The sequence below is a fragment of the Chromobacterium haemolyticum DSM 19808 genome, from assembly GCF_000711885.1.
GTDB lineage: Bacteria > Pseudomonadota > Gammaproteobacteria > Burkholderiales > Chromobacteriaceae > Chromobacterium > Chromobacterium haemolyticum.
In genome coordinates, this window is the sequence record NZ_JONK01000031.1 from 41,264 (window position 1) to 61,814 (window position 20,551).

Consider the following 20,551-nt stretch of genomic DNA (forward strand, 5'->3'; position numbering starts at 1 on the left):
CGCCCCTTGAGCAATATTAGCTAATCATCATCTAATAATCGTTGGATCCGCCTGGCCCGGCGCCATGCGCCAGCCGGTCAGCTTCCGCACCTTCATCTCAGGGTTGTTCGTGAATACCTTACAAGCTCTCGTCGGCATGTTGTTCCTGCTGGGCACCGCCTATGCGCTGTCCACCAATCGCAAAGCCATCAACTGGCGCATCGTGCTGATCGGCCTGATCATGCAAAGCACGCTGTTCTTGGTCATCAACTACGTACCGGCCGCGCGCGCGGTGTTCGAAGCCTTCGGCTCCGGCTTCGCCAAAGTACTGACCTTCTCCGGCGAAGGCGCCACCTTCGTGTTCGGCGACCTGGCCAAACCCAACGGCAGCATGGGCTTCTTGTTCGCCTTCATGGTCTTGCCCGTGATCATCTTCTTCTCCGCCTTCAGCGCCCTGCTCTACCATCTGGGCATCCTGCAACGCGTGGTGGCCGGCATGGCCTGGGTGATGAAACGCAGCATGAAGCTGTCCGGCCCGGAAAGTCTGACCGTGGCGGGCAATATCTTTCTCGGCCAGACCGAGGCCCCGCTGCTGATCCGCCCCTATATCAAGCACATGACCCGCTCCGAGCTGGCCTGCGTGATGATTGCCGGCATGTCCACGCTGGCCGGCGGCGTACTGGCCGCCTATGTCGCCTTCCTCGGCGGCAGCAATCCGGCGGAACAAGCCAAGTTCGCCACCTATCTGCTGATGGCTTCCTTCATGAACGCGCCGGCCGCCGCGGTATTCGCCAAAATCATCTACCCGGAAACCGATCGCGGCCATACCTCCAGCGACAAGCTGGACTACAGCCAGGAAGACGATCAGGGCAGCTTCATCAACGCCATCGTCAACGGCGCGATGTCCGGCATGAAGATGGCCGCCGCGGTGGCCACCATCATCCTGGCGATTGTGTCCATGATCGCGCTGGCCAACTTCGTCGTGAAGGACGGCATCGGCGCGGCGCTGGGCGTCAACGAGATGATCAAGGCCTCCACCAACGGCGTGTTCGACGGGCTGACATTGCAATACCTGTTTGGCCAGGCCTTCCGCGTGTTCGCCTTCATGATGGGCGTGAGCTGGCACGAAACCCTGGAAGTGGGCAGCCTGCTGGGCCAAAAGATCGTGGTCAATGAGTTCATTTCTTACCTGGACCTGGCCAAGATGAAGGCCGCCGGCACCCTGTCGCCTCAAGCCATCCTGATTTCCACCTTCGCACTGTCCAGCTTCTCCAACTTCAGCTCGGTGGGCATTTGCGTAGCCGGCATCGGCGCGCTGGCCCCGTCGCGACAGAAGGAACTGGCCCAGATCGGCATGCGCGCGCTGGCCGCCGCGGTGATGGCGGGCTTCATGACCGCGACCACCGCCGGCCTGTGGATGTCCATTTTCTAAGCACCTGTTTACGATCTGCTGGGCGTCGGCGATACGGCGTTGAAAGCGGCTTCAAAATGCTCATGTACCACGCGTACATTCCGCTTTCTCAGCCGTTTTCGCCTTGTCTCGGGAGATCGTAAACCGGTTCTAAAAACAATCACCGCGTTTTGATCTAGTTGTAGCGTGGGCAAGCCCAAAGGACTTGCCCACGCTACGAACTCAGGCCTTTGTGCGCGGCGTCTTAATCTTTATGCAACCCCGCGCTCCGTCGCGGGGTTTTTCATTAATCCGCGGCGGCGTGCTAAGCTGCCGCCATTTTCACGCGCGGCACCGCTAATGGAACGCAAACACTGGGATATCTTCTGCGCCGTGGTCGACAACTATGGCGACATCGGTGTCGCCTGGCGGCTGGCGCGCCGGCTGGCCCACGACTTCGGGCTGGAGGTGCGGCTTTGGGTGGACGACCTGGCCAGCTTCGCCCGTATCGCACCCGATCTGGACCCGGCCCTGCCGGCCCAACGCCTGGCCGACATCGACATCCGTCACTGGCCGGCGGACGGTCCGCCGGCCGACACCATGCCTGCCGACGTGGTGATCGAGGCCTTCGGCTGCCGCTTGCCGGAAGGCTTTGAACAGGCAATGGCGGCCAAGGCGATCAAGCCCGTGTGGATCAATCTGGAATACCTGTCGGCGGAAGACTGGACGCGTGGCTGCCACCGCCAACCCTCTCCCCACCCGCGCTTGCCGCTGACCAAGCACTTCTTTTTTCCCGGCTTCGGTGCGGATACCGGCGGCCTGATTTGCGAGCAGGGCCTGCTAGACGTCCGCCGCCAATGGCAGGACGACACGCTAGCGCGCCGCGCCTACTGGCAGCTACTGGAGCTGCCGGAACCGGCCGCGGACGAATGGCGAGTCAGCCTGTTCGCCTATGAAAACCCGGCCATCACCAGCCTCCTGGCCGCCTGGGCGTTGGGCGAACGCCGGGTGACCTGCCTATTGCCGGAAGGCAAGGCGCTGCCGGACGCGGCCCGCGTCTTCGGCTACCCATTGCGCGCCGGCATGCTGGCGCGCCAGGGCTCGTTGACGGTCAAAGTGTTGCCGATGACCGACCAGGACAGCTACGACCTGCTGCTGTGGTCCTGCGACCTTAATCTGGTGCGAGGCGAAGATAGCTTCGTGCGGGCGCAATGGGCGGGCAGGCCGTTTCTCTGGCACATCTACCCGCAGGACGACGACGCCCATCTGGCCAAGCTTGATGCCTTTTTGTCACAGTACGGCGCGGCGCTGCCCGCCGGAGCGGCGCAAGCGCTGACCGCCGCCAGCCATGCCTGGAACCACGGCGCCGATATGGCCGCCGCATGGACGGAATTGGCCGCATGGCTGCCCGCATGGCGCGAACACGCCGCCATCTGGCCGGAAAAATTGCTGGCGGACGGTGATCTGGGCGACAGACTACTGCACTTTGTCCGGGAAATCGGCTAAAATACGCCGTTTTTCGGAAACCTTTTTTCCGACTTCAATCAAGAGTTTGGGACTTTTAGTAATGAAAACCGCACAAGAACTCCGCGCCGGCAACGTATTCATGGTAGGCAGCGACCCGATGGTCGTGCAGAAGGCTGAATTCAGCAAATCCGGCCGCAACGCCTCCGTTGTGAAAATGAAGATGAAGAACCTGTTGACCGGCGCCGGCAGCGAAGCCGTATATCGCGCAGACGACAAGTTCGACGTCATCGTGCTGGACCGCAAGGACTGCACCTACTCCTACTTCGCCGATCCGATGTACGTGTTCATGGACACCGAATTCAACCAGTACGAAGTGGAAGCCGACAATCTGGGCGACACGCTGAACTACATCGTCGACGGCATGGAAGAAGTGTGCCAAGTGACCTTCTACGACGGCAAGGCCATCTCCGTTGAACTGCCGACCACCGTGATCCGCGAAGTGGAATACACCGAACCGGCCGTACGCGGCGACACCTCCGGCAAAGTGCTGAAGCCGGCTCGCCTGGTGGGCACCACCTTCGAAGTTCAGGTTCCGGCCTTCGTCAACACCGGCGAAAAGATCGAAATCGACACCCGCACCAACGAATTCAAGAAGCGCGCCTAAGCGCCCTCTTGCTTCGCAGTGCCCAAAGCCGCCTCGCGCCAATGCGCCGGGCGGCTTTTGTTTTGAGCGATGTCGGACCGCGCCTCAGCACCCGATCGCAATCGAGGCCAGCACTTAGCCCTGCCCTGCCTGCAAGACCCGCCTCCGCGCAAAATCCAGCCACAGCTCCGCTACCTGGCGCGGCTGTTCCATCATCGGCAGATGACCCACCCGCTCCAACACCTGCTTTTCGCTGCCGGCGATGGCGGCGGCGAAGCAATCCGCGTCCTCCACATGCAGGATGCGGTCCTCGCGGCCCCAGACGATCAAAGTCGGCGCCTGGATGCTCGCCAGCAAGGGCCGCTGGTCCACACTGTCTAACAGGTCGTCGAAAATCTTGCGCTCCACCTCAACGCGTTCCGCCTTGCGCGCCGCCGTCACCTCGATGGCGAAGCCGGGCACCGGCGGCGGCCGGTACATCGCCCAGTGCAGCATCGCCCGCACTCCGTCCGCGCTGCTCATGTCCAGCAGCGGGTTCTCGCCGCTGCTCTGCCACAGCCCAGCCATTTCACTAGCGTTGTCGCCGTTGCCGGAACCGGCGCCGGCAGCGTTGAGCAGGGTCAGGCTGGCCACGTGCCGCGGATAACGCGCGGCGAAGTTGGCGGCGATGGCGCCGCCCATGGAATTGCCGATCAAGTGGACATGCTCCACGCCCCAAACCTCCAGAAACGCGCGCAGCCGATCCGCTTGCGCCTCCACTCGGTAGCTGATGTCCAGGTTGGACATGCTGTCGCCGTGGCCTGGCAAGTCTGGTGCTATCAGCCGGAATGACTTGGGCAGGCGACGCGCCAGCATCGCCCAGTGGTCTTTTTCCGCGCCAAAGCCATGCAGCAGCACCAGCACCGGCGCGCCCGCCGGCGCGGCGCGCTCCAACCAGCTCAATTCACCCTGCTCCAGCCTGCGCCGTCGCGGCTTCAGCCCGGCCCAGCGCCGCTGCTGACGCACTCCCCAGTCAAACAATCGTTGCTTGCCATTCCAGATCCAACGTCGCCACATTGCAACCTCCTTGGAAATCCATCGATGGTGAATAGTGCTTAGAGCCTGTTCTCAGTCTCGCGAGCAGGAGCGAGACAAGGCGAAAACAGCTGAGAAAGCGGAATGTACACGTGGTATATGAGCATTTCGAAGTTGCACTCACCGAGCCACGTTTCACAGCGCGCAGCAGATCGTAAACCGGTTCTCAGCCGCGCTCCAGCACCTCTGCCACCCTCTGCCGCAAAGCCGGCAGCAGTTCGGCCTCGAACCAGGGATGGCGGCGCAGCCACAGTTGATTGCGCGGGCTGGGGTGCGGCAAGGGCAACAGCGCCGGCCAGTGCTCGCGCCAGCGCTCCACCGCCTCGGTCAGCCGCGGATAACGGCCAGGCAGGTGATACCGCTGGGCGTACTGACCCAGCAAAATCGTCGATTGCAGATGAGGCAGACCGGCCAGCAAAGGCTGACGCCAGGCGGCCGCGCATTGCGGAGGCGGAGGCAGATCCCCGGACTTGCCGGTACCGGGGTAACAGAAAGCCATCGGCAGAATGGCGATGCGGGTCTCATCGTAAAACACCGTTTTGTCCACACCCAGCCAATCGCGCAAACGCTCGCCGCTGGGGTCGTCGAACGGCAGGCCGGACGCATGCACGCGCCGCCCCGGCGCTTGGCCGGCAATCAGGATGCGCGCATCCGGATGCCACTGCAGCACCGGGCGCGGACCATGCGGCAGCTTGTCCGCGCACAGCCGGCAAGCTCTCACTTCTTGCAGCAGGCCGCCGGCGTTCATGCGCGTCGCCGTTTACAGCACCACGCCGGCCGGCGGCTGGTCGTGAGTCTGGCCGACGGACTGGTGCGGCAGCTCCAGATAGCTGCGTGACTGCATTTCGGTCAGCCGGCTGGCGGTGCGGAAGAATTCGCCGGCCTGCACCCCTTCGGTGTACAGCTGCTCCGGCTCGGCGGCGGCGGAGGCCACCAGCTTGACGCGGTTGTCGTAGAACACGTCCACCAGCCAGGTGAAGCGGCGGGCGATGGACGCCTCGCGCGCGGTGATCTTGGGAATGCCGCTAACAAAGACGGTATGGTATTCGGTGGCGATTTCCAGGTAGTCGGTTTGCGCGCGCGGGCCGTCGCACAGGGCCAGGAAATCGAACCAGATCACCCCGGCGGCCAGACGCTTGACCGGAATCTCGCGGCCCAGCACCTGGATGGAGCGTTTCTTCTGCTCCACGCCGTGGCTCAGGCGCTGGAACAGCTGCTCCATTTTCTCCTCACTGGCCGCGTTCGCCGGCACCATGAACAGCGGCTCGCGCGTCAACTCTCGCAACCGGTAGTCGTTGCCGCCGTCCACGTTCAGCACTTTCAGCTCGCGCTTGATCAACTCGATGGTGGGCAGGAAGTTCTGCCGTTGCAGGCCGTTGGGATAGAGGCCGTCCGGCGCGTAGTTGGAGGTGGTGACCAGCACCACGCCGCGCTCGAACAGCGCCGACAGCAGCCGGCCCAGCATCATCGCGTCGGCGATGTCGCTGACGTGGAACTCGTCGAAGCACAGCAGGCGGGTGTCGCGGGCGATCTTGTCGGCATAAGCCAGCAGCGGGTCCTTGCTGCCGGCCAGCGCGCGCAGCTCGCGGTGCACCTCGGCCATGAAGTTGTGGAAATGAATGCGACGCTTGCGGCGGTACGGCACGCAGGCGTAGAAGGCGTCCATCAGAAAGCTCTTGCCGCGCCCCACCCCACCCCAGAAATACAGGCCCTTGGGCACATCCGGGCTGCGCAGGCTGCGTCCAAGGAAGCGGTTGCGCTTGTTCTTGAACTCCACCAGTTGGTGCCACAGCAAGTCCAGCTCCTCAATCGCCGCGGCCTGGGCCTCGTCGTGGATGAAACCGGGTTTTTCGCTGGCGGCCTGATACCAGGCCTTGGGGCTGAGATGGGCGTTCCCATCCGGGGAGAAAGTGTGCTGAGACATGGGCGGCGGAGTGTGCAAGCACAATAAACGTACGGCCTGACATCATACCCCGTTTGCGCACGGGGGCAAAAACGATGCCGCCGCCCGAAAGGGGCGGCGTTCTTTAGAACAGACTCAGAACCTGTTCAAAGTCTCGCGAGCTAGGGCGAGACAAGGCGAAAACAAGCGAAAAAGCGGAATGGTCACGTGGTACATGAGCATTTTGAGCTTGTACTCACCGTGCGACGCTTCACGAAGCGCAGCAGACTATGAACAGGTTCTCAGACTAAACCGCCTCTTTGCGCCCGCACCTTGCTCAGCAAGGCGTCCAGCACCTCCCGCGTACGCTCCGGCGGGGCCGCGGCAATCGCGTACTTGCCGTCCACCACCAGCATGGGCGTGCTGAAGATACGGTAATCCTTGGTGAACTGGGCGATAGCCTCCACTTGAGCCTTCACCGCGAAGGATCGATACACCGCCATGGTCTTGGCAACGTCCACGCCCGGCTGGCGGCGCAACCACTTCTCAAACTCCGCCTCCTTGCTCAGATCGACCTTGTCATGCTGCACCGCGCGGAAGGCCGCGCCATGCAAACGGTCCGAGAGGCCGGACACGTTCAAGGTGGCGAACACCCGCGCATACCCTTCCATCGGTTTACCCCACACCACATGCTTGCGCACCACCCGCACGTCCGCTGGCTGGGTCTTCAGCCAGGCGGATATCGCGGCGTCTTGAGAGTAGCAATGTCGACATGGGTAGGAGAAAAACTCCGCCACCTCAATCTGCTCGCCGCTGGACACCGGATGCGGCTTGGGCAACACCAGGTAATCCTTCCCCACCACGATCTGCGCTTGCGCCGCGCCCAGCGCCAGAACAAACCAACACAACAACAGTAACGCTCTCATTCACTACACTCCATTGATTCCGCCGTCGGGCTCCGTCTCAGTACATGCCTCGCGTTCAAGGGCGGGGTTAACTCTCAGGCCGTGGCCAACAAAGTCGGCACCTCAACCGGCTTGTCCACCTTGTTCAGCTTGATTTCGGATTTGGCCGGCCCACGCAGGCGCTGCAACTCCTCTTTCAGCAGCTTGATTTCCTCTTGCAACCTATGCCGCATGTCCGCCTCCGCCTTGCGCACGTCCAGGCTCAGTTTTTTCTCCATTTCCGTTGTCAGTTTCTCATCGAGAAACGACTCGTACTTCTTGAACAGCTCATCGCGGTAAACATCCAGCTGCAAGCGCAGCATGAGGTTTTCCTCCTCCATTTCGGCCAATTTGTGCTGGAACTGGGCGGCATTCATATTGAAGTTCATGCGTTCTCCTGGCAGATGGCTCGCAAACGGCGCGATCAGCGCATGCCGACAGGCCGGAGCGGGGTTCCGGTTAAAAAAATATCCCTCTCCACGCAGGGAGAGGGAGGCAAACATGATGGGTTTGCAATAGACACTAGGCAGCTCAACACCGGGGGATCGGCGTGAGACCCTATGCAAAGAACGCCGCATAAGATGGGCAAAGTATGCGCAAACGCTCCGCGAAAAAATATCTGACCAGTACGAAAAGCCGGCTCAGCCACGCTTTATTGCGGGCGCGGAAGCAAGGCTCAAACCAGGCGGTTAAGACCGTTCAAGCCGTGATACAGACGCTGTTGCACCGGTTCCAGCAAAGCCACCGCCTCCTCGCTGCTAAACAGCAAGGGCTCGTCGCGGCGTTGCAGCAAGGTCAGGATGGCTTGCAAGCCGACATGAGCCGAACGAATCTCCATCAAGCCTTGCAACAGGCAAGCGTCCATTTCCGCGCACTGCTCGGCCATCTGCCGGCCAAGCTGAGACAACGCGGTCTGATCCGGCCGGGCCTCGAGCAAGTCCTGATTCAGTTGTTTCAGTTGCTCCATCACGGGCAATTGGTCTTTCATCGCCGCTCTCCTTATGGGTGAGCCAGCGCGTATTCAACGCCGGCGGCGATTTTCAAAATATGGGAGTCGCGGCCATGCAGCCCGCACACGCTCAAACCAATCTGATCCGTCAGCGGCAAGCTCACCGCGCAGCCATCCAACAGATTGACGACGGCACTGTTGCGCAGAACCAGCCGGTTCAGCCGAGCGTAAACGTCCTCGTTCTCCAGCTCCGCCAGCTTGGGCGGCAAAATCGCCACCGTGGGCATCAGCCAGGCGTCGGCCATGGACAAGCGATACGCGGCAGCGGCTTGCAACTCGCGGCGTTGCTCCATCAGTTCCTGATACCTGACCGCGCTCAGGCCGGCCCCTTGTCGCAGGTCTCGGACAATGCGCCGGTCATAGCAAGCGCAGCCCTCTCCCTCCAGCAACGGGCCGTGGCACCGCCAAGCCTCCGCCGCCGCCAACCCACCTTGAGCCTCCATGTCCGCAATCCGCCCCAACTCGGGAAAATCGAAACGGATAATGCGAGCGCCAGCCTGAGACAGGCGTGCCAGGGCGTCGTCAAAGGCCTGCGCCACGGCGGAGTCCACGTGCTCGGAAAGATAATCGTCAGTCACGTAGAAACGGCGTTTTTTCACATCGGGCGGCTGGCCGCGCGCGTGGGAGGGCGTCCAGCCGCCGCTGAGCACCGCGTCCAGGATGGCGCAGCAAGAAACCGAACGCGCCAGCGTTCCAACGGAGTCCAGCGACGGCGATAAAGGAAGGCAGCCCTGCATCGGCACCCGCCGCGCGGTGGGTTTAAAGCCAACCAGGCCGCAAAAGGCGGCGGGGATGCGCGCGGAGCCGCCAGTATCGATGCCCAGCCCGGCCGCGCTCATGCCCAGGGCCACGCTGACCGCCGCGCCGGAACTGGAGCCGCCCGCCACGCGCTCCGGATCTCCGGGATTAAGCGGCGTGCCGTAGTGCGAATTCAGCCCCAGGCCGGAGCATGCGAGCTCGCTCATATTAGTACGCCCCAGCAACACCGCGCCGGCGGCGCGCAGCGTCGCCACCACGGCAGCATCCCGGGACGCCGGCGGGTTGTGCGTGAACACGAGGGAAGCGGCGGTGGTGACCTGGCCCTGGATATCGAATAGATCCTTGACCGATACGGGAATGCCCGCCAGCGGAGTGGGATAGACCCCGGCGGCGTCCACCTGCCGGGCCGTGGCCAGCGCGGCTTTGGCGTCCACCAGGGTGAAAGCCCGCTCGCCGGCCTCCTGGTGGCTGGCGATGGCGGCCAGCGCCTGCTCCGTCAGCGCCACGCTGCTGGTATTGCCTGACAGCAAGTCCCTGTGCAATTGCATCACGGTGGACTTCATGACAAACGCCTTGCTGTGACACGTGGCAAACTCATGGCATTGCGACATAAGGCTCTCCTAAAAACGGCAGCGGATTGAACGCCTAGATTGAGCGCTTGAGGCCGCGAACGGACGCCGCGGCCGTAGCTTTGGCGCGCGCGCCTCCGCCGACGCTTGTCTGGAAAGGCAATGACGCCGCTCCCTGCCGCTCATCTTGAGCGGTGGAACTGAGTTGTCGCAGGCGAGCGGCGTAATCATCCAGCACTTCGATGGATAAACGCGTCAATACATATTGATGGGAGCCGGGAATGGACTTGGCCTGGAGTGCAGCCAAGGTGGAGCGCAATAGAGAGAAGCCGTTCAAGGCCAGCGCACAAGCGTCCAAGGTTTGGGTCCGCAGGCGCAGTTGATCTTGTCCGTTGCCCGGAGGCGGTTTGGCTAAAGGAAGGAGGGAAAACAGTGGAGTCATTGCAGTCTCCAAGTCAGCTTTGGAAGCCTGCTCGGATAAGAGCAGGAGCGTGACAAGGTGGCAAGACCGGCTCCATTGTTAAGACCGGCAGCTCCAAAGGAGCTCCCTGCCACGCCCTGCTCAGATGCAGATGCGTGGCAACAGACGCGCGGGGTCCTAGCGGACTTTGCTTGTCTGCGAACAATGGAATTAATAGGCTTGCCTGCCCGGCGCGGCGTTATTTGGCGCAGCGCGAGGCAAAGAGTACTGAGACGGGGGCGGAGCGTCAAGCCGATGACACCCGCCCGGACAGGCTGCAAGCGGAATGGAGAGACTGTCAGAGCAGGTCTGAGCTTCTACAGCTTAGAACCTGTTTACGATCCGCTGCGCGTCGTGGAGCGTTACACGGTGAGTACGGCTTCGAAATGCTCATGTACCACCTGTACATTCCGCTTTCTCAGCTATTTTCGCCTTAGCTCGCGAGATCGTAAACTCATTCTTAGGACTCCCCCTTCTCCAACAGCAAGCGCCCGCCACAGCTCAAATGCTCCACATCGCGCGCGCGCAGCGCATTGGCCGCCACTTGCGCGTCCACCCAGATTTGCGCTGTGAACAGCTTGCCGCGCGCCGGCTTGCCGTCCGCCACCGCCCATATTGTATGTTCGGCGTCCACCCCCACCTCCGCCGCGGCCTGCTCCAGCGCCGTCGGTTCGGTGCGCGCGGCGGCCAGCAACACCGGCTGGCCGTCCAGCTGCGCCGCGCCCATGGTCATCCGGTAATGGCCCTTGCCGCTCCATAACGCCATGCCCTTGGCGGCCGGCTCCGCCTCCAGCCGCAACCGGATGGCGCTTGGCGCCTCGCATTGGATGCTCAGCGTCATCCGCCGCTTGCCCAAGGCCAGCATCCCGGCGGAGGAACGCGCGGTCTGGCCCTTGTTCAACACACCGTAATCCACTTGCTCGCCGCTCAAGCGCATCACGCAGTTGCCCGCCAAGACAGCCTGGCACAAGAGCAGGCCGGCCAGACCGGCCGTTGCCCGCTTAATCATCGACTTCATTCCATGCTCCTCGCTCACGCTTCCGCCCGACATACCGCGTCCAATTGCTCGTAAAACACCTGCTCGTCCACCGTTTCCGGCAGCGTGAAATCCAGCTGGCAACGGTTGCCGTTGGTCGTGGTCACGGTCAGCAGCTGTCCTGGCTCGGCATTGTCGAGAAACACCTTGCCGCCCTCCACCACGGAAGTGACGAAGCGATTGTCCGCCGTCAGCACCGATCCGCCGGCGCTCAGCGGCTGGCCCAAGCTATCCTTGACCTCCAACAACACGCGGCGAGTCTGGAACACGTCGAACTCCACATGACGCACCGCGCCGCGGCTGACTTTCAACTCCTTGTAGCCGTTTTTCAGCTCCACCGTGCGCGGCAGACTTTTCACATCCACTTCCAGCCGGCTGACGTCGTAAGCCGTCAAGCTGGGGATCACCGCGCGGCCGCCGGCATCGGTCCATACCGCGCCGCCCGGCGTGTTGACCCGTACCCCGGACACCTTGCCGGTGGACAATACGCCAAAGCTGTCCTGGATCTGCGCTGGGGAGGCGGTGACGCCGTCGCGGTGGAAGGCCAGGCCGCCGCTCAGCCCGGCGGAAAAATGGCGGCCGGCGTTGTTCTGTCCCATGGCCAGCCGGGCGCTGGCGTAACGCGGTTGCACGTTGACATTGGCGCTCACCCCGGTGCCGCGGCGGCTCTGTTCCGCGCTCAGCTGATAGCCCCAATACTCATTGACGGTTTCGCTGACCGAGGTATTCAGGCTGGCGTCGCCGCCGCTGCTGCGCACGGTGCTGTTGATGCGGCGCTTTTCCAACGGCAGGCTGAAGTTCAGATACCAGGCTTGATAACGGCGACCGTCAAAGGAGTTGCGGCCGTTCTCCACGTTCAGATTCAGCGACATCCACTTGAAAGACTTGCCCCAGCTGCCCAGCCAGCGGCTGGTGACATGTCCGTCAAAGCTGCGGCGGGTGGAATAGGACAGCCGGAAGCTGCCGGCGCGCTGATGGCTCCAGCCCAGGGAGGCCGAATACTGGGCGCGGGTGCGGCGCTTGCGCGCTTCGCCGGCCTGTTCTCGACCATAAGCCGTCGTCGCCTCGCCCAGATCGCGGTAGCCTTCGGACTGAAACGAGGCGGACAAAGACGCACTCATCGCCTCGCTCATCCGCGTGCTCATCGCCCAGTTGGATTGATGGCCAAACACGCCCTCTTCCCGCGCCAGGGAAGCCACCCCGCGCGCGCTCAAGGTAGTGTCCGCGCCCAGGCCGACATCCGCCCCCAGGCCCAGGGCCTGGTATTGCGGCGTGCTCAGCGCACCCAACGTCCCTTGCGCCCGTTGCCCCAGCGCCCAACTGCCGGAACCGGTCAGCAGCAAGGGTTCCACGCCGTCGTCGGCAACATCGCGCAAACGCCCCATGGCCAGCGAATAGCCCAGCGGCGCGGCCGCATCCAGCGCCAAGCTTGCCGCCGGCACGATGAAACGCCGCTCGCCGCCGTCGCTTTCCACCACCGTCACTTCCAGATCGACATGGCGGTTGTTGAGGCGGATATGGTCAAAAGAGAAGGGCCCGGCCGGCACTTGCGCAATATGGATCAACACTCCCGCCTGCCGCACCTCCACCCGCGCCACGCTATTGGCGATGCCCTCCACCCGCGGGCCGGGGCCGCCCTGCTCCAGTCCGCTCTCCGGCGTCCATTGCGCGCCCAGCAACTGGCCAGCGGCAAACAGCGGACTGTCGACATTGATCACGCCCAACTGCAGACGCGCGCGCTGGGAAACGAAGGAGCGTTGGGCGTAAGCGCCCAAGTCGCTGAACTGCCCTTGGCCGTTATTGGAGTAATAGAACTGGCGGCTGCGTACAATCCAGTCGCCAACGTTGAGGCCAGCCTCGGTGTCCAGCGACAAACTGCGACTGCCGCTGCCCAGTCCCTGATAGCTGCTCGCGCTGAGGTCATAGTTCAGCATGCCGCCGACGCCGCCGCTTTCCAGCTGAATCTCTTCTTGCGGCTGCGGCAGGATGGCCGCGGTGGGTACCAACAGCGCCACCCGGTTCAGGTTGGGGTTCAGTTGCACCTGGGTCTGCGGCCAAGCGCCGACAAAGTCGTAGCAGGCCGGCGCCACGGAGACGACCTCCGTCTCATCCGGCGGCGGCGCTTGCAAACGCGCCTGTTCCAGCAAAGCTGGGCTGAAGCAAAGCTGGCCCTGCGCGTCGAACTCCGCCTCCACCTCGCCCAATGCCTCGCCATTGAGCGACAAACTCACTGGCTGATGCCCTTCGGCAAAGCGCGGCTTGCCGCGAAAGTACTCGGCCAAGGCCGGGTCCAGACCGCGCGCGCGCAAGACATCGGCGTCGAACATCGCCTCTTCTGCCGCTTCCCCACCCAGCGCCAGCGGTGGCGTCGCGCCCAAGGCCAGCAACAGGGCCGCCGCCAGCGGCCGGCGTTTCCAAGGCCTCGTCGGCAGCCGGGCACCCACCCACGCCTCACCACGCCCACAGTAGGCCGGGAGCTCTTGCCAAACCGCCAATTTAGCCGGCCTTGGCCGTCAAAGGCGCGTCGTAACTGTCCACGCTGAAGCCGTACAGAGTTGCCGGGTACAGCCTGACTGCCTCGGCTCCGGTATCCGTAACCGGGAACGACAGCTCCTGCCCCGGCAACACATAGCTGCGCTCCAACTGCACGGCAGTGCCCTGCGGCTGGAGGTTCACCACTTGCGCCATCCTCACCACATAAGGGCTGTTATTTGCCAATATCAGCTGGCCGTCATTCAAGGACCACTTTAATAATTTCCATGGTTCTCGGTTTACCGGCAAGCCCTTGGGGTGAATCACCAACGGAAGGTTTTGCCGTACGGCAATCGCCACTTGCACACTATCCGAACTTGATTTTTGTGGTATCCCTTCAAAAATCACACGTTTCAAACGCTGCGTTTGCAAAGGTTTTTTAAGCTGCAAAATAAAGCGCACTTGCTGCCACTCCCCTGCCTCAACCCGAGCCACTGGCGGTGTCAACATCACCAACGGTTTTTCACCCTCATCCTCCGGCAGGTTTTCAATTTTTGAGTACAAAAGCAAAGGCTGCTTATCGGTATTTTGCAACAACATGGCACCAGCAACATCGGCTTCATTTAGCAACAAGACCGAAGTCGCTGGCTGCATACCTCCCGCCATACAGTTAGCGGCGACTCCCAATATGGCAATACACCAACCCACCACTACTCTTTTTCTCAACCCACTCATATACACGCTCTTAAAAACAACACCCCCATATAAATCTTTGCAGCCGGGGGTGCCAAACCAGTCAATGCAAAAGCATCCATTCATCGCAAATTAGATACTTACGCACCAATCAATAAAATTGATCAACCAGCATTAAAGATAATGCAACTCCAATGTCGCCACTCCCTCGAACTCTGCCTTATCCGTTACCACCAACTTTCTATCAATAAAAATAGTAGGCTTCACAGCAGAGTGCCATTCCTTAAACCCAAGAGGGGTTGCTGTGGCATCATTCACCGCCATAGGGGTATAATAATATCCGGAGAAAACCTTATCTGCATTAGGCTCCCTCTTCCAAGAACCTGCCTCCTTGGTCTCAGATCTAGCATAATCAGCCTTAACCGAACCTTCCTCTTCATCGATTATCACCTTATTATGATCATTCGAAACAGTAAAACGAAAATACCCTACTTTAGCATCCCCAATAAAACCTAAACCAAACCTATCTTTATGCCCATCACCATGAACAGAGCCCGGATTATTATCGACAAACCTGACTGACATCTGCTGCACAGCATCGCACCTGACTTTAAAAGGCATAACATCACCCTTTCTTTCCAGGAAATCACCGTTCCCCTCTTGCAGGATCTTCGAATCAAACACTCCAAAATCCTGAATCTCCTTACCATAAAAATCCACCACACAAGCCGCCGGCTCAATGGCACCTTTTAAAATAAATTGTCCATGCGCCAACGAACCTTCCGATTTAGCCAAACCCGCACAAAAAATAGTGAACGTAGTCGCGGCGCAAACCACTCCTTTTGAACTCAACATAACAATCTCAATCCAAAAAATAACAGGCGCAATAACTGTACGCTTTTATTTCAATACAAAACATATGACCAGTACTAAATCAACAAAAACCATTCACCTCCACGCAAGACGCCACAGAAGCGCCCTATTCAAGACTCACAAGATTCAGCATTTCTTAAAAATCTTTAATTGCACCACCCCACTCAGCGCCACCACGCCGATAACAACCATCATGATCACCCCCTTGCATAAACAACTTGGCTTTAGGCTGCGGACTGAGTTGATATAGACGCTCACCCAACTCGATCGGCACCACCTCGTCGCCGGAGCAATGAATGAATAGTTTTGGCGCGGCAATGACCGGCAGTTTGGAATAGGAGGAGAAGTTATGGCGGATCAGCGCGTCAAACGGCAGCCATGAAGCGGTATAGGATTTGGCGATGTCCGCGATGGACAAGAAACCGCCGTCGATAATCACCCCGTCCACGCCCAGCGATACCGCGGCAAGGTCCATGGCGATGGCGCCACCCAGGGAATGGCCGTACACCAGATGCTTGGACGCCTCCGGCGACAGCTTCTTGAACGCTTGCCAAGCGGCCCGGGCGTCGGCGTAAACCGAGCGCTCCGACGGCAAGTACCAGGCGCCGCCGCCGTAGCCGCGGTAATCGATCGCCATCACCGCCAGGCCCAGCCGGCGCAGGCTGAGGATCAAATCAATATCGGTGTACAGCGTGCTGTCGTTGCCGTGCAGAAACAAGACCGCCGGCGCGGCGGGCGATTCGGCCGGCAACCACCACGCATGCACCAGGCCGCCACCTTCCGTCTTGGCAACCGGCAACCAGGTCTCCTGGTACGTCACGCCGTAATCTTGCGGGGTTTTGCCAGTTTGATACGAGGGACTAAGGATGAAGCAACGCTGCGCCAGCTCCCATAAGCTCAGCGTCAGCAAAACGGCGGCCAACAAGACCAGGATTTTTTTAAGCGTGCCCATGCGCACCGCCAGACTTTAAAACGCCACCCGCCATCAACAGAGCACCCAGTTCAATATAAACGCCATGCTCGCCTGCTGGCCGTCTTTCAGGCCCAGGCGAAATCCAAGCCGGCAGCATAGCCATGCTCAGCGCGCGGGGATATTTGACCAGTACGAAATACGCGCCGCACGGCGGGGATCAAGCGTTGAAGCGACGATACTTTGCCACCCATGCGTTGAAGACAGACAGGAATCCAGGGAACCCGCGGCGGGAAAGCGGCACCAAGGAAGGGCCGCCGGGAGAAAAACAAATGTCAGGACTTGAACAGCAGCAAGAGGTCGGCGTCGCGCTCCGCGCCCAGTTTGCGCATGGCGCTGGCTTTCTGGGTGCTGATGGTCTGCTTGCTGCGCTTGAGTTTGGCGGCGATGTCGTTGACGGTGAGCCCGGCGACAAAGAGCCGTACCACCTCGGCTTCGCGCGCGGTCAAGGCACGCTTGTCGGCGGGTTGGGCTGGCCCGTCCGCCTCCAGCAGACGCTCCACCGCGGGAGAGTAGTACGACGTTTTAGTCCTGGCGGCGTACAAGGCCGGCAGCAGATGTTCGATGGCGTCGGACTTGCTCAGGATGCAATGAATGCCCAAGCCGCGAAGCGAGCGCACCACCAGGGCGTTGTCCATCATGGTGAGCACCACAATGCCCAGTTCCGGGTAAAGCCGGCGCAGGCGTTCGAACATGGTCGCGCCGTCGCCGGACTCGCAGCCCGGCATGGAATAATCGGACACCAGCACGTCGCAAGGCTGGCTGGCCAGCATGTCCCACAGAGCGGTGGCGCTATTGGCCTTGCCCGCCACGCGGATGGCGCGCCGGCTCTGCAGCACATGCTCCAGGCCGCTGAGCACGGTGGGATGGTCGTCCGCCAGCAATACCTTGATTTCCTCTGTCTCCATGTCGCTCACTTAAAAAATGCTTATTTATTGTCAAGAAAATCTATTTTTATAGATAAGCAAACATCCTAACCTCGGTCAACCATTCCCCCCGGCCATTTCTCCACCATCACGCCCACACATGCGAAACACACGCTCCAATCCATCCATCCTTCGTCCACTCAGCCGCCTGCGCCGTATCCAACGCGCCACGCTGTTTGGCGGCGGCATAGCCATTTCTCTGACTCTGCTGGCTCTGACCACGTTGTCGCTCTGGCTGTCCGGCAAGGAAATGCTGGCGGATCGGCACAGGATGTTCGATGCGGAAAATACGGCGCTGAAGGTGGTACTAGGAGGACATGCGATCGACCTCTACCATCAGGTCAGCCAGGCCGAAGAGGCATGGAAAACGCTGCCCAAAGCCTCCTTGCCGCTGCTGCGCCAATTCACATCGCATAACGGTGAAGTGTGGCTGCAATCCTCTCCGGTCCACCCTCCGGTTCTGGCCTTGGGCAAGCTTTCCGCCCAGTACCCGGTACCCCGTTTCGAACCCTACCTGGCACTGGCAGAACACGCCGCCAGCGCAATGTGCGGCGGCGATTGCGAACTGAGAAAGTCGGTAAACGCCTATCTGTACAGCCCGGACCAACAGTTTCTGGCGATTGTTTCCCCCAGCTTGTCCTCATTAGCCTCAACCAAGCCGGAGGTCAGAGAAGCTCTTCGGCAGCAGGTGTTCACCAATATGCCCAATCCGGTGGATGCCAACGGTCTAATCAGCCGTCAACCGGTCTGGCTGGCCACCAGCGCGGCGCCGTTGTCCGGCCGCCCCGCCATCCGTCTGGCGCAAGCTGTCGTGGTCGATGGCAGACCTGTCGCCGTATTCGCCAGAGATATCCGCATCGATACCTTTCTGAATACCTGGCGGCCGGACATCAGCGATGAAACCACCTTGCTCGCCAGTCCGATGGGGCCGCTACATATCAGCTTTGGCTGGCAAGCCCAGCACGGCGCTCAACTGATCGCAACACTCCGCGACATGGCCCTGCCCACCATAGACGACACCGTATCCGATCTCCAATACCGCGATGGTCTATTCATCTTGCGCGCCCGCTTGCCCACACCGGGTTGGGTTCATATCCAAGTGTTTCCCTGGCATGGCTTGCTCAATGACGTGAGGCTGCCGCTGATCATCAATCTCAGCGCGTTGCTGTTCGCCCTGATCTGCCTGTGGACCTTCATCCTGTTGCTGGACCGGAGAATCTTCAAACCCGCTTTTAGCAACGCTCAACGCATTTACGAAAGCGAGAATCTGAATCGCATCATGGTGGACACCTCGCCTTCAGGCCTGACACTGCTGTCCATCGCCGATGGCTCCGTGCTGCTGGAAAACGAAGTGATGCGGCAGTGGACGCGGCAAGGAGCCATCTCCCGCCCGCCCCTGCACCTGCAGCTGCTGGACGCTCACCTGGCCGCGTCGCCGCTCGGCACCACGCCTTGCCACCGGGATATCCAGTTTGCGCTGGCAGACGGCAGCGCCATGGCCTTGCACAGCACCACGATGGCCACGCGCTATCAGGGCATCCGGGTCCTGCTGTGCAATGTAGTGGACATCACCGCGCGCAAGGCGCTGGAACGCCAGCTGGAAGCCGCGCGCCAAACGGCGGAAGCGGCCAACCAGGCCAAGTCCTCTTTCGTGGCCATGGTCAGCCATGAGATCCGCACTCCGCTGCACGCCATCGTCAGCAGCCTGGACCTGCTAGGCCGGGCCGGTTTGGCCGCGCCGCAGCAAGAGCGCTTGTCCGTAGCCAAGCACTCGTCGCAGGCGCTGCTGGCCATCATCAACGACATTCTGGACCTGTCCAAGGTGGAAGCCGGGCTGATGAGCGTGGAGAGCATCCCCTTTGATCTGGCCGCGCTCGGTCGCGAAGCCGCGGCCGTCATGGAGCCGCTGGCCCGTGCCAAGGGCCTGGAATTCTCCTGCATGATAGACGCGCACCTGGCGCCGGCTTATCTGGGCGACCCCGGCCGCGTCCGGCAGATCATGCTGAACCTGCTTGGCAATGCCATCAAGTTCACGCTCAGCGGCGAGGTGCAGCTGGAAGTCTACCTGCAGGACGACAGCCGCTCGGATTCGCCGGTGGTCATTGGGGTGAGTGACAGCGGCGTGGGCATTCCCGCCGAATATCACGATCAAGTCTTCACCGAGTTCTCTCAGGCGGACCCCTCCATCACCCGCCGCTTCGGCGGCACCGGCCTGGGCCTGTCACTCTGCAAAAAGCTGGCGGAATTGCTGGCGGGGACGATTGAATTCACCTCCACCCCCGGGGTGGGCAGCACCTTCGTCGCCACCCTGCCCTTGCCGCCTTGCGCCGCCGCGCCAACCGTTAAGCCGCCCGCCGTCACACCGATCCCGGCAGCGCCCGCGGCCCGTGTCCTGGTGGTGGACGACCACCCGGCAATCAGGTCGCTGATTCAGGACCAGCTTTGTGAACTGGGCCACCAGGCGGACATCGCCGCCAACGGCGCCGCCGCGCTGGCGCTAGCCGCCCGCCAGGATTACGCCTTGGTGCTGACCGATCTGAGCATGCCGGACATCAGCGGCTACCACCTGGCCCAGGCCCTGCGCGACAACGGCTTTTCCGCCCCCATCGTCGCCATCACCGCACAGGCCGGCAACGCGGAACAACCGCTCTGCGCTCAGGCCGGCATCGACGAACTCATGCTCAAGCCCTTTACCCTGGAAGAGCTGGATCAGGTGATCCGCAAACATCTGGCGCTGAGCCACCCCAGCGCCCAGCGTCCCACAGCCCCCGCGCCTTTATCCGCTGTCCGGCGCGCCGAACTGCTGAACGCGCTGAACCATTCGCTCCTGCTGATGCGGCGGGCGCTTGAGCCGATGGACAAGCCACTGTTGATGCAGCAGTTACACGCCACCAAGGGCGCTTTCGCCATGGCGAGGCTGGCGCCTGTGGCGGAGTTGTGCGCGAAGATTGAACAAGCGCTAGAAGCCGACCGACGCGAGGAAGCCGGCACGCTGCTGGATCAATTGGAGGCGTTGGCACGCGCGCGCCTGGCTCAAACGTGAAACGACTATCTTTGTCCGGGCGGCATAGGCGACAATGACCAAGCGCTTAGAACCTGTTTACGATCTTTTTGTGAGCGATAATGGGCTGGTGAAGAGAAAATCCTACCCAAGCGACATTAGTCGAGAAAAGTTTGCCCAGATAGAGCCGCTACTACGTGGCGTACGGCGTAACACCAAACCGGTACAGCTGGATCTGTATGAAGTGTTCTGCGCAGTGCTCTATGTTCTACGCACAGGTTGTCAGTGGCGCTATCTACCGCCTGACTTTCCCAAGTGGCAGAACGTCTATGCGTATTGGCGCAAATGGACCGAACCTGACTTGCACGGCGTAAGCGTGTTGGAGCTGGCATTAAAAAAATCAG

The 20,551-nt window shown here is 61.2% G+C and carries 19 protein-coding genes; 5 read left to right on the forward strand and 14 right to left on the reverse strand.

Features of this window, described 5'->3' with window-relative positions:
• Positions 1 to 109: 109 nt before the first annotated feature.
• The 3 genes from BR71_RS16380 (at position 110) to efp (ending at position 3,500) form a co-directional block, all read left to right on the forward strand.
• Entirely contained in the window at positions 110 to 1,411 is a 1,302-nt protein-coding gene (locus BR71_RS16380) for a NupC/NupG family nucleoside CNT transporter (RefSeq protein ID WP_039755819.1), read from the forward strand.
• A 318-nt stretch (positions 1,412 to 1,729) separates the two neighbouring features.
• Positions 1,730 to 2,875: an elongation factor P maturation arginine rhamnosyltransferase EarP gene (gene earP / locus BR71_RS16385; RefSeq protein WP_043639968.1), complete on the forward strand. Its 1,146-nt coding sequence runs from the start codon at positions 1,730 to 1,732 to the stop codon at positions 2,873 to 2,875.
• Positions 2,876 to 2,936: 61 nt separating this feature from the next.
• Complete coding sequence (gene efp / locus BR71_RS16390) at positions 2,937 to 3,500, forward strand: elongation factor P (RefSeq protein WP_019103034.1); 564 nt, start codon at positions 2,937 to 2,939, stop codon at positions 3,498 to 3,500.
• A 114-nt stretch (positions 3,501 to 3,614) separates the two neighbouring features.
• On the opposite strand, the gene BR71_RS16395 is transcribed toward efp, so the two are convergent.
• The 14 genes from BR71_RS16395 to BR71_RS16460 all read right to left on the reverse strand — a co-directional run bounded on the left by BR71_RS16395 (position 3,615) and on the right by BR71_RS16460 (position 17,128).
• On the reverse strand, positions 3,615 to 4,535 hold the full coding sequence (locus BR71_RS16395) for an alpha/beta fold hydrolase (RefSeq protein WP_043639972.1): 921 nt from the start codon (positions 4,533 to 4,535) through the stop codon (positions 3,615 to 3,617).
• 184 nt (positions 4,536 to 4,719) lie between these two features.
• Positions 4,720 to 5,301, reverse strand: coding sequence for a uracil-DNA glycosylase family protein (locus tag BR71_RS16400; protein WP_043639975.1), 582 nt, complete (start codon positions 5,299 to 5,301; stop codon positions 4,720 to 4,722).
• Between the two features lie 12 nt (positions 5,302 to 5,313).
• Positions 5,314 to 6,477 carry a cell division protein ZapE gene (zapE, locus tag BR71_RS16405; RefSeq protein ID WP_043639979.1) on the reverse strand — a complete coding sequence of 388 codons (1,164 nt, stop codon included), beginning with the start codon at positions 6,475 to 6,477 and terminating at the stop codon, positions 5,314 to 5,316.
• A gap of 260 nt (positions 6,478 to 6,737) precedes the next feature.
• On the reverse strand, positions 6,738 to 7,361 hold the full coding sequence (locus BR71_RS16410; protein ID WP_081556710.1) for a thiol:disulfide interchange protein DsbA/DsbL: 624 nt from the start codon (positions 7,359 to 7,361) through the stop codon (positions 6,738 to 6,740).
• Positions 7,362 to 7,435: 74 nt separating this feature from the next.
• Positions 7,436 to 7,768, reverse strand: coding sequence for a hypothetical protein (locus tag BR71_RS16415; RefSeq protein ID WP_019104087.1), 333 nt, complete (start codon positions 7,766 to 7,768; stop codon positions 7,436 to 7,438).
• Between the two features lie 287 nt (positions 7,769 to 8,055).
• A complete protein-coding gene (locus BR71_RS16420) occupies positions 8,056 to 8,367 on the reverse strand; it encodes a DUF1484 family protein (protein WP_043639985.1) in 312 nt (103 codons plus the stop codon).
• An 11-nt stretch (positions 8,368 to 8,378) separates the two neighbouring features.
• Entirely contained in the window at positions 8,379 to 9,710 is a 1,332-nt protein-coding gene (locus BR71_RS16425) for an amidase (protein WP_043640004.1), read from the reverse strand.
• 82 nt (positions 9,711 to 9,792) lie between these two features.
• A complete protein-coding gene (locus BR71_RS16430; protein ID WP_043639988.1) occupies positions 9,793 to 10,158 on the reverse strand; it encodes a hypothetical protein in 366 nt (121 codons plus the stop codon).
• Positions 10,159 to 10,636: 478 nt separating this feature from the next.
• Positions 10,637 to 11,194, reverse strand: coding sequence for a hypothetical protein (locus BR71_RS16435; RefSeq protein ID WP_043639991.1), 558 nt, complete (start codon positions 11,192 to 11,194; stop codon positions 10,637 to 10,639).
• A gap of 14 nt (positions 11,195 to 11,208) precedes the next feature.
• Positions 11,209 to 13,656 carry a fimbria/pilus outer membrane usher protein gene (locus tag BR71_RS16440; protein ID WP_156039012.1) on the reverse strand — a complete coding sequence of 816 codons (2,448 nt, stop codon included), beginning with the start codon at positions 13,654 to 13,656 and terminating at the stop codon, positions 11,209 to 11,211.
• 52 nt (positions 13,657 to 13,708) lie between these two features.
• Positions 13,709 to 14,419 carry a fimbria/pilus chaperone family protein gene (locus tag BR71_RS16445; RefSeq protein WP_043639994.1) on the reverse strand — a complete coding sequence of 237 codons (711 nt, stop codon included), beginning with the start codon at positions 14,417 to 14,419 and terminating at the stop codon, positions 13,709 to 13,711.
• A 132-nt stretch (positions 14,420 to 14,551) separates the two neighbouring features.
• A complete protein-coding gene (locus tag BR71_RS16450) occupies positions 14,552 to 15,232 on the reverse strand; it encodes a hypothetical protein (protein ID WP_043639997.1) in 681 nt (226 codons plus the stop codon).
• Positions 15,233 to 15,386: 154 nt separating this feature from the next.
• Complete coding sequence (locus BR71_RS16455; protein WP_052370708.1) at positions 15,387 to 16,202, reverse strand: alpha/beta hydrolase; 816 nt, start codon at positions 16,200 to 16,202, stop codon at positions 15,387 to 15,389.
• A gap of 293 nt (positions 16,203 to 16,495) precedes the next feature.
• Complete coding sequence (locus BR71_RS16460) at positions 16,496 to 17,128, reverse strand: response regulator (protein ID WP_052370710.1); 633 nt, start codon at positions 17,126 to 17,128, stop codon at positions 16,496 to 16,498.
• Between the two features lie 118 nt (positions 17,129 to 17,246).
• On the opposite strand from BR71_RS16460, the gene BR71_RS16465 reads away from it, so the two are divergent.
• Both BR71_RS16465 and BR71_RS23710 read left to right on the forward strand, forming a co-directional pair.
• On the forward strand, positions 17,247 to 20,189 hold the full coding sequence (locus BR71_RS16465) for a hybrid sensor histidine kinase/response regulator (RefSeq protein ID WP_052370711.1): 2,943 nt from the start codon (positions 17,247 to 17,249) through the stop codon (positions 20,187 to 20,189).
• A gap of 34 nt (positions 20,190 to 20,223) precedes the next feature.
• Positions 20,224 to 20,551: transposase (locus BR71_RS23710; protein ID WP_156039013.1), on the forward strand; the 328-nt coding region annotated here is incomplete at its 3' end.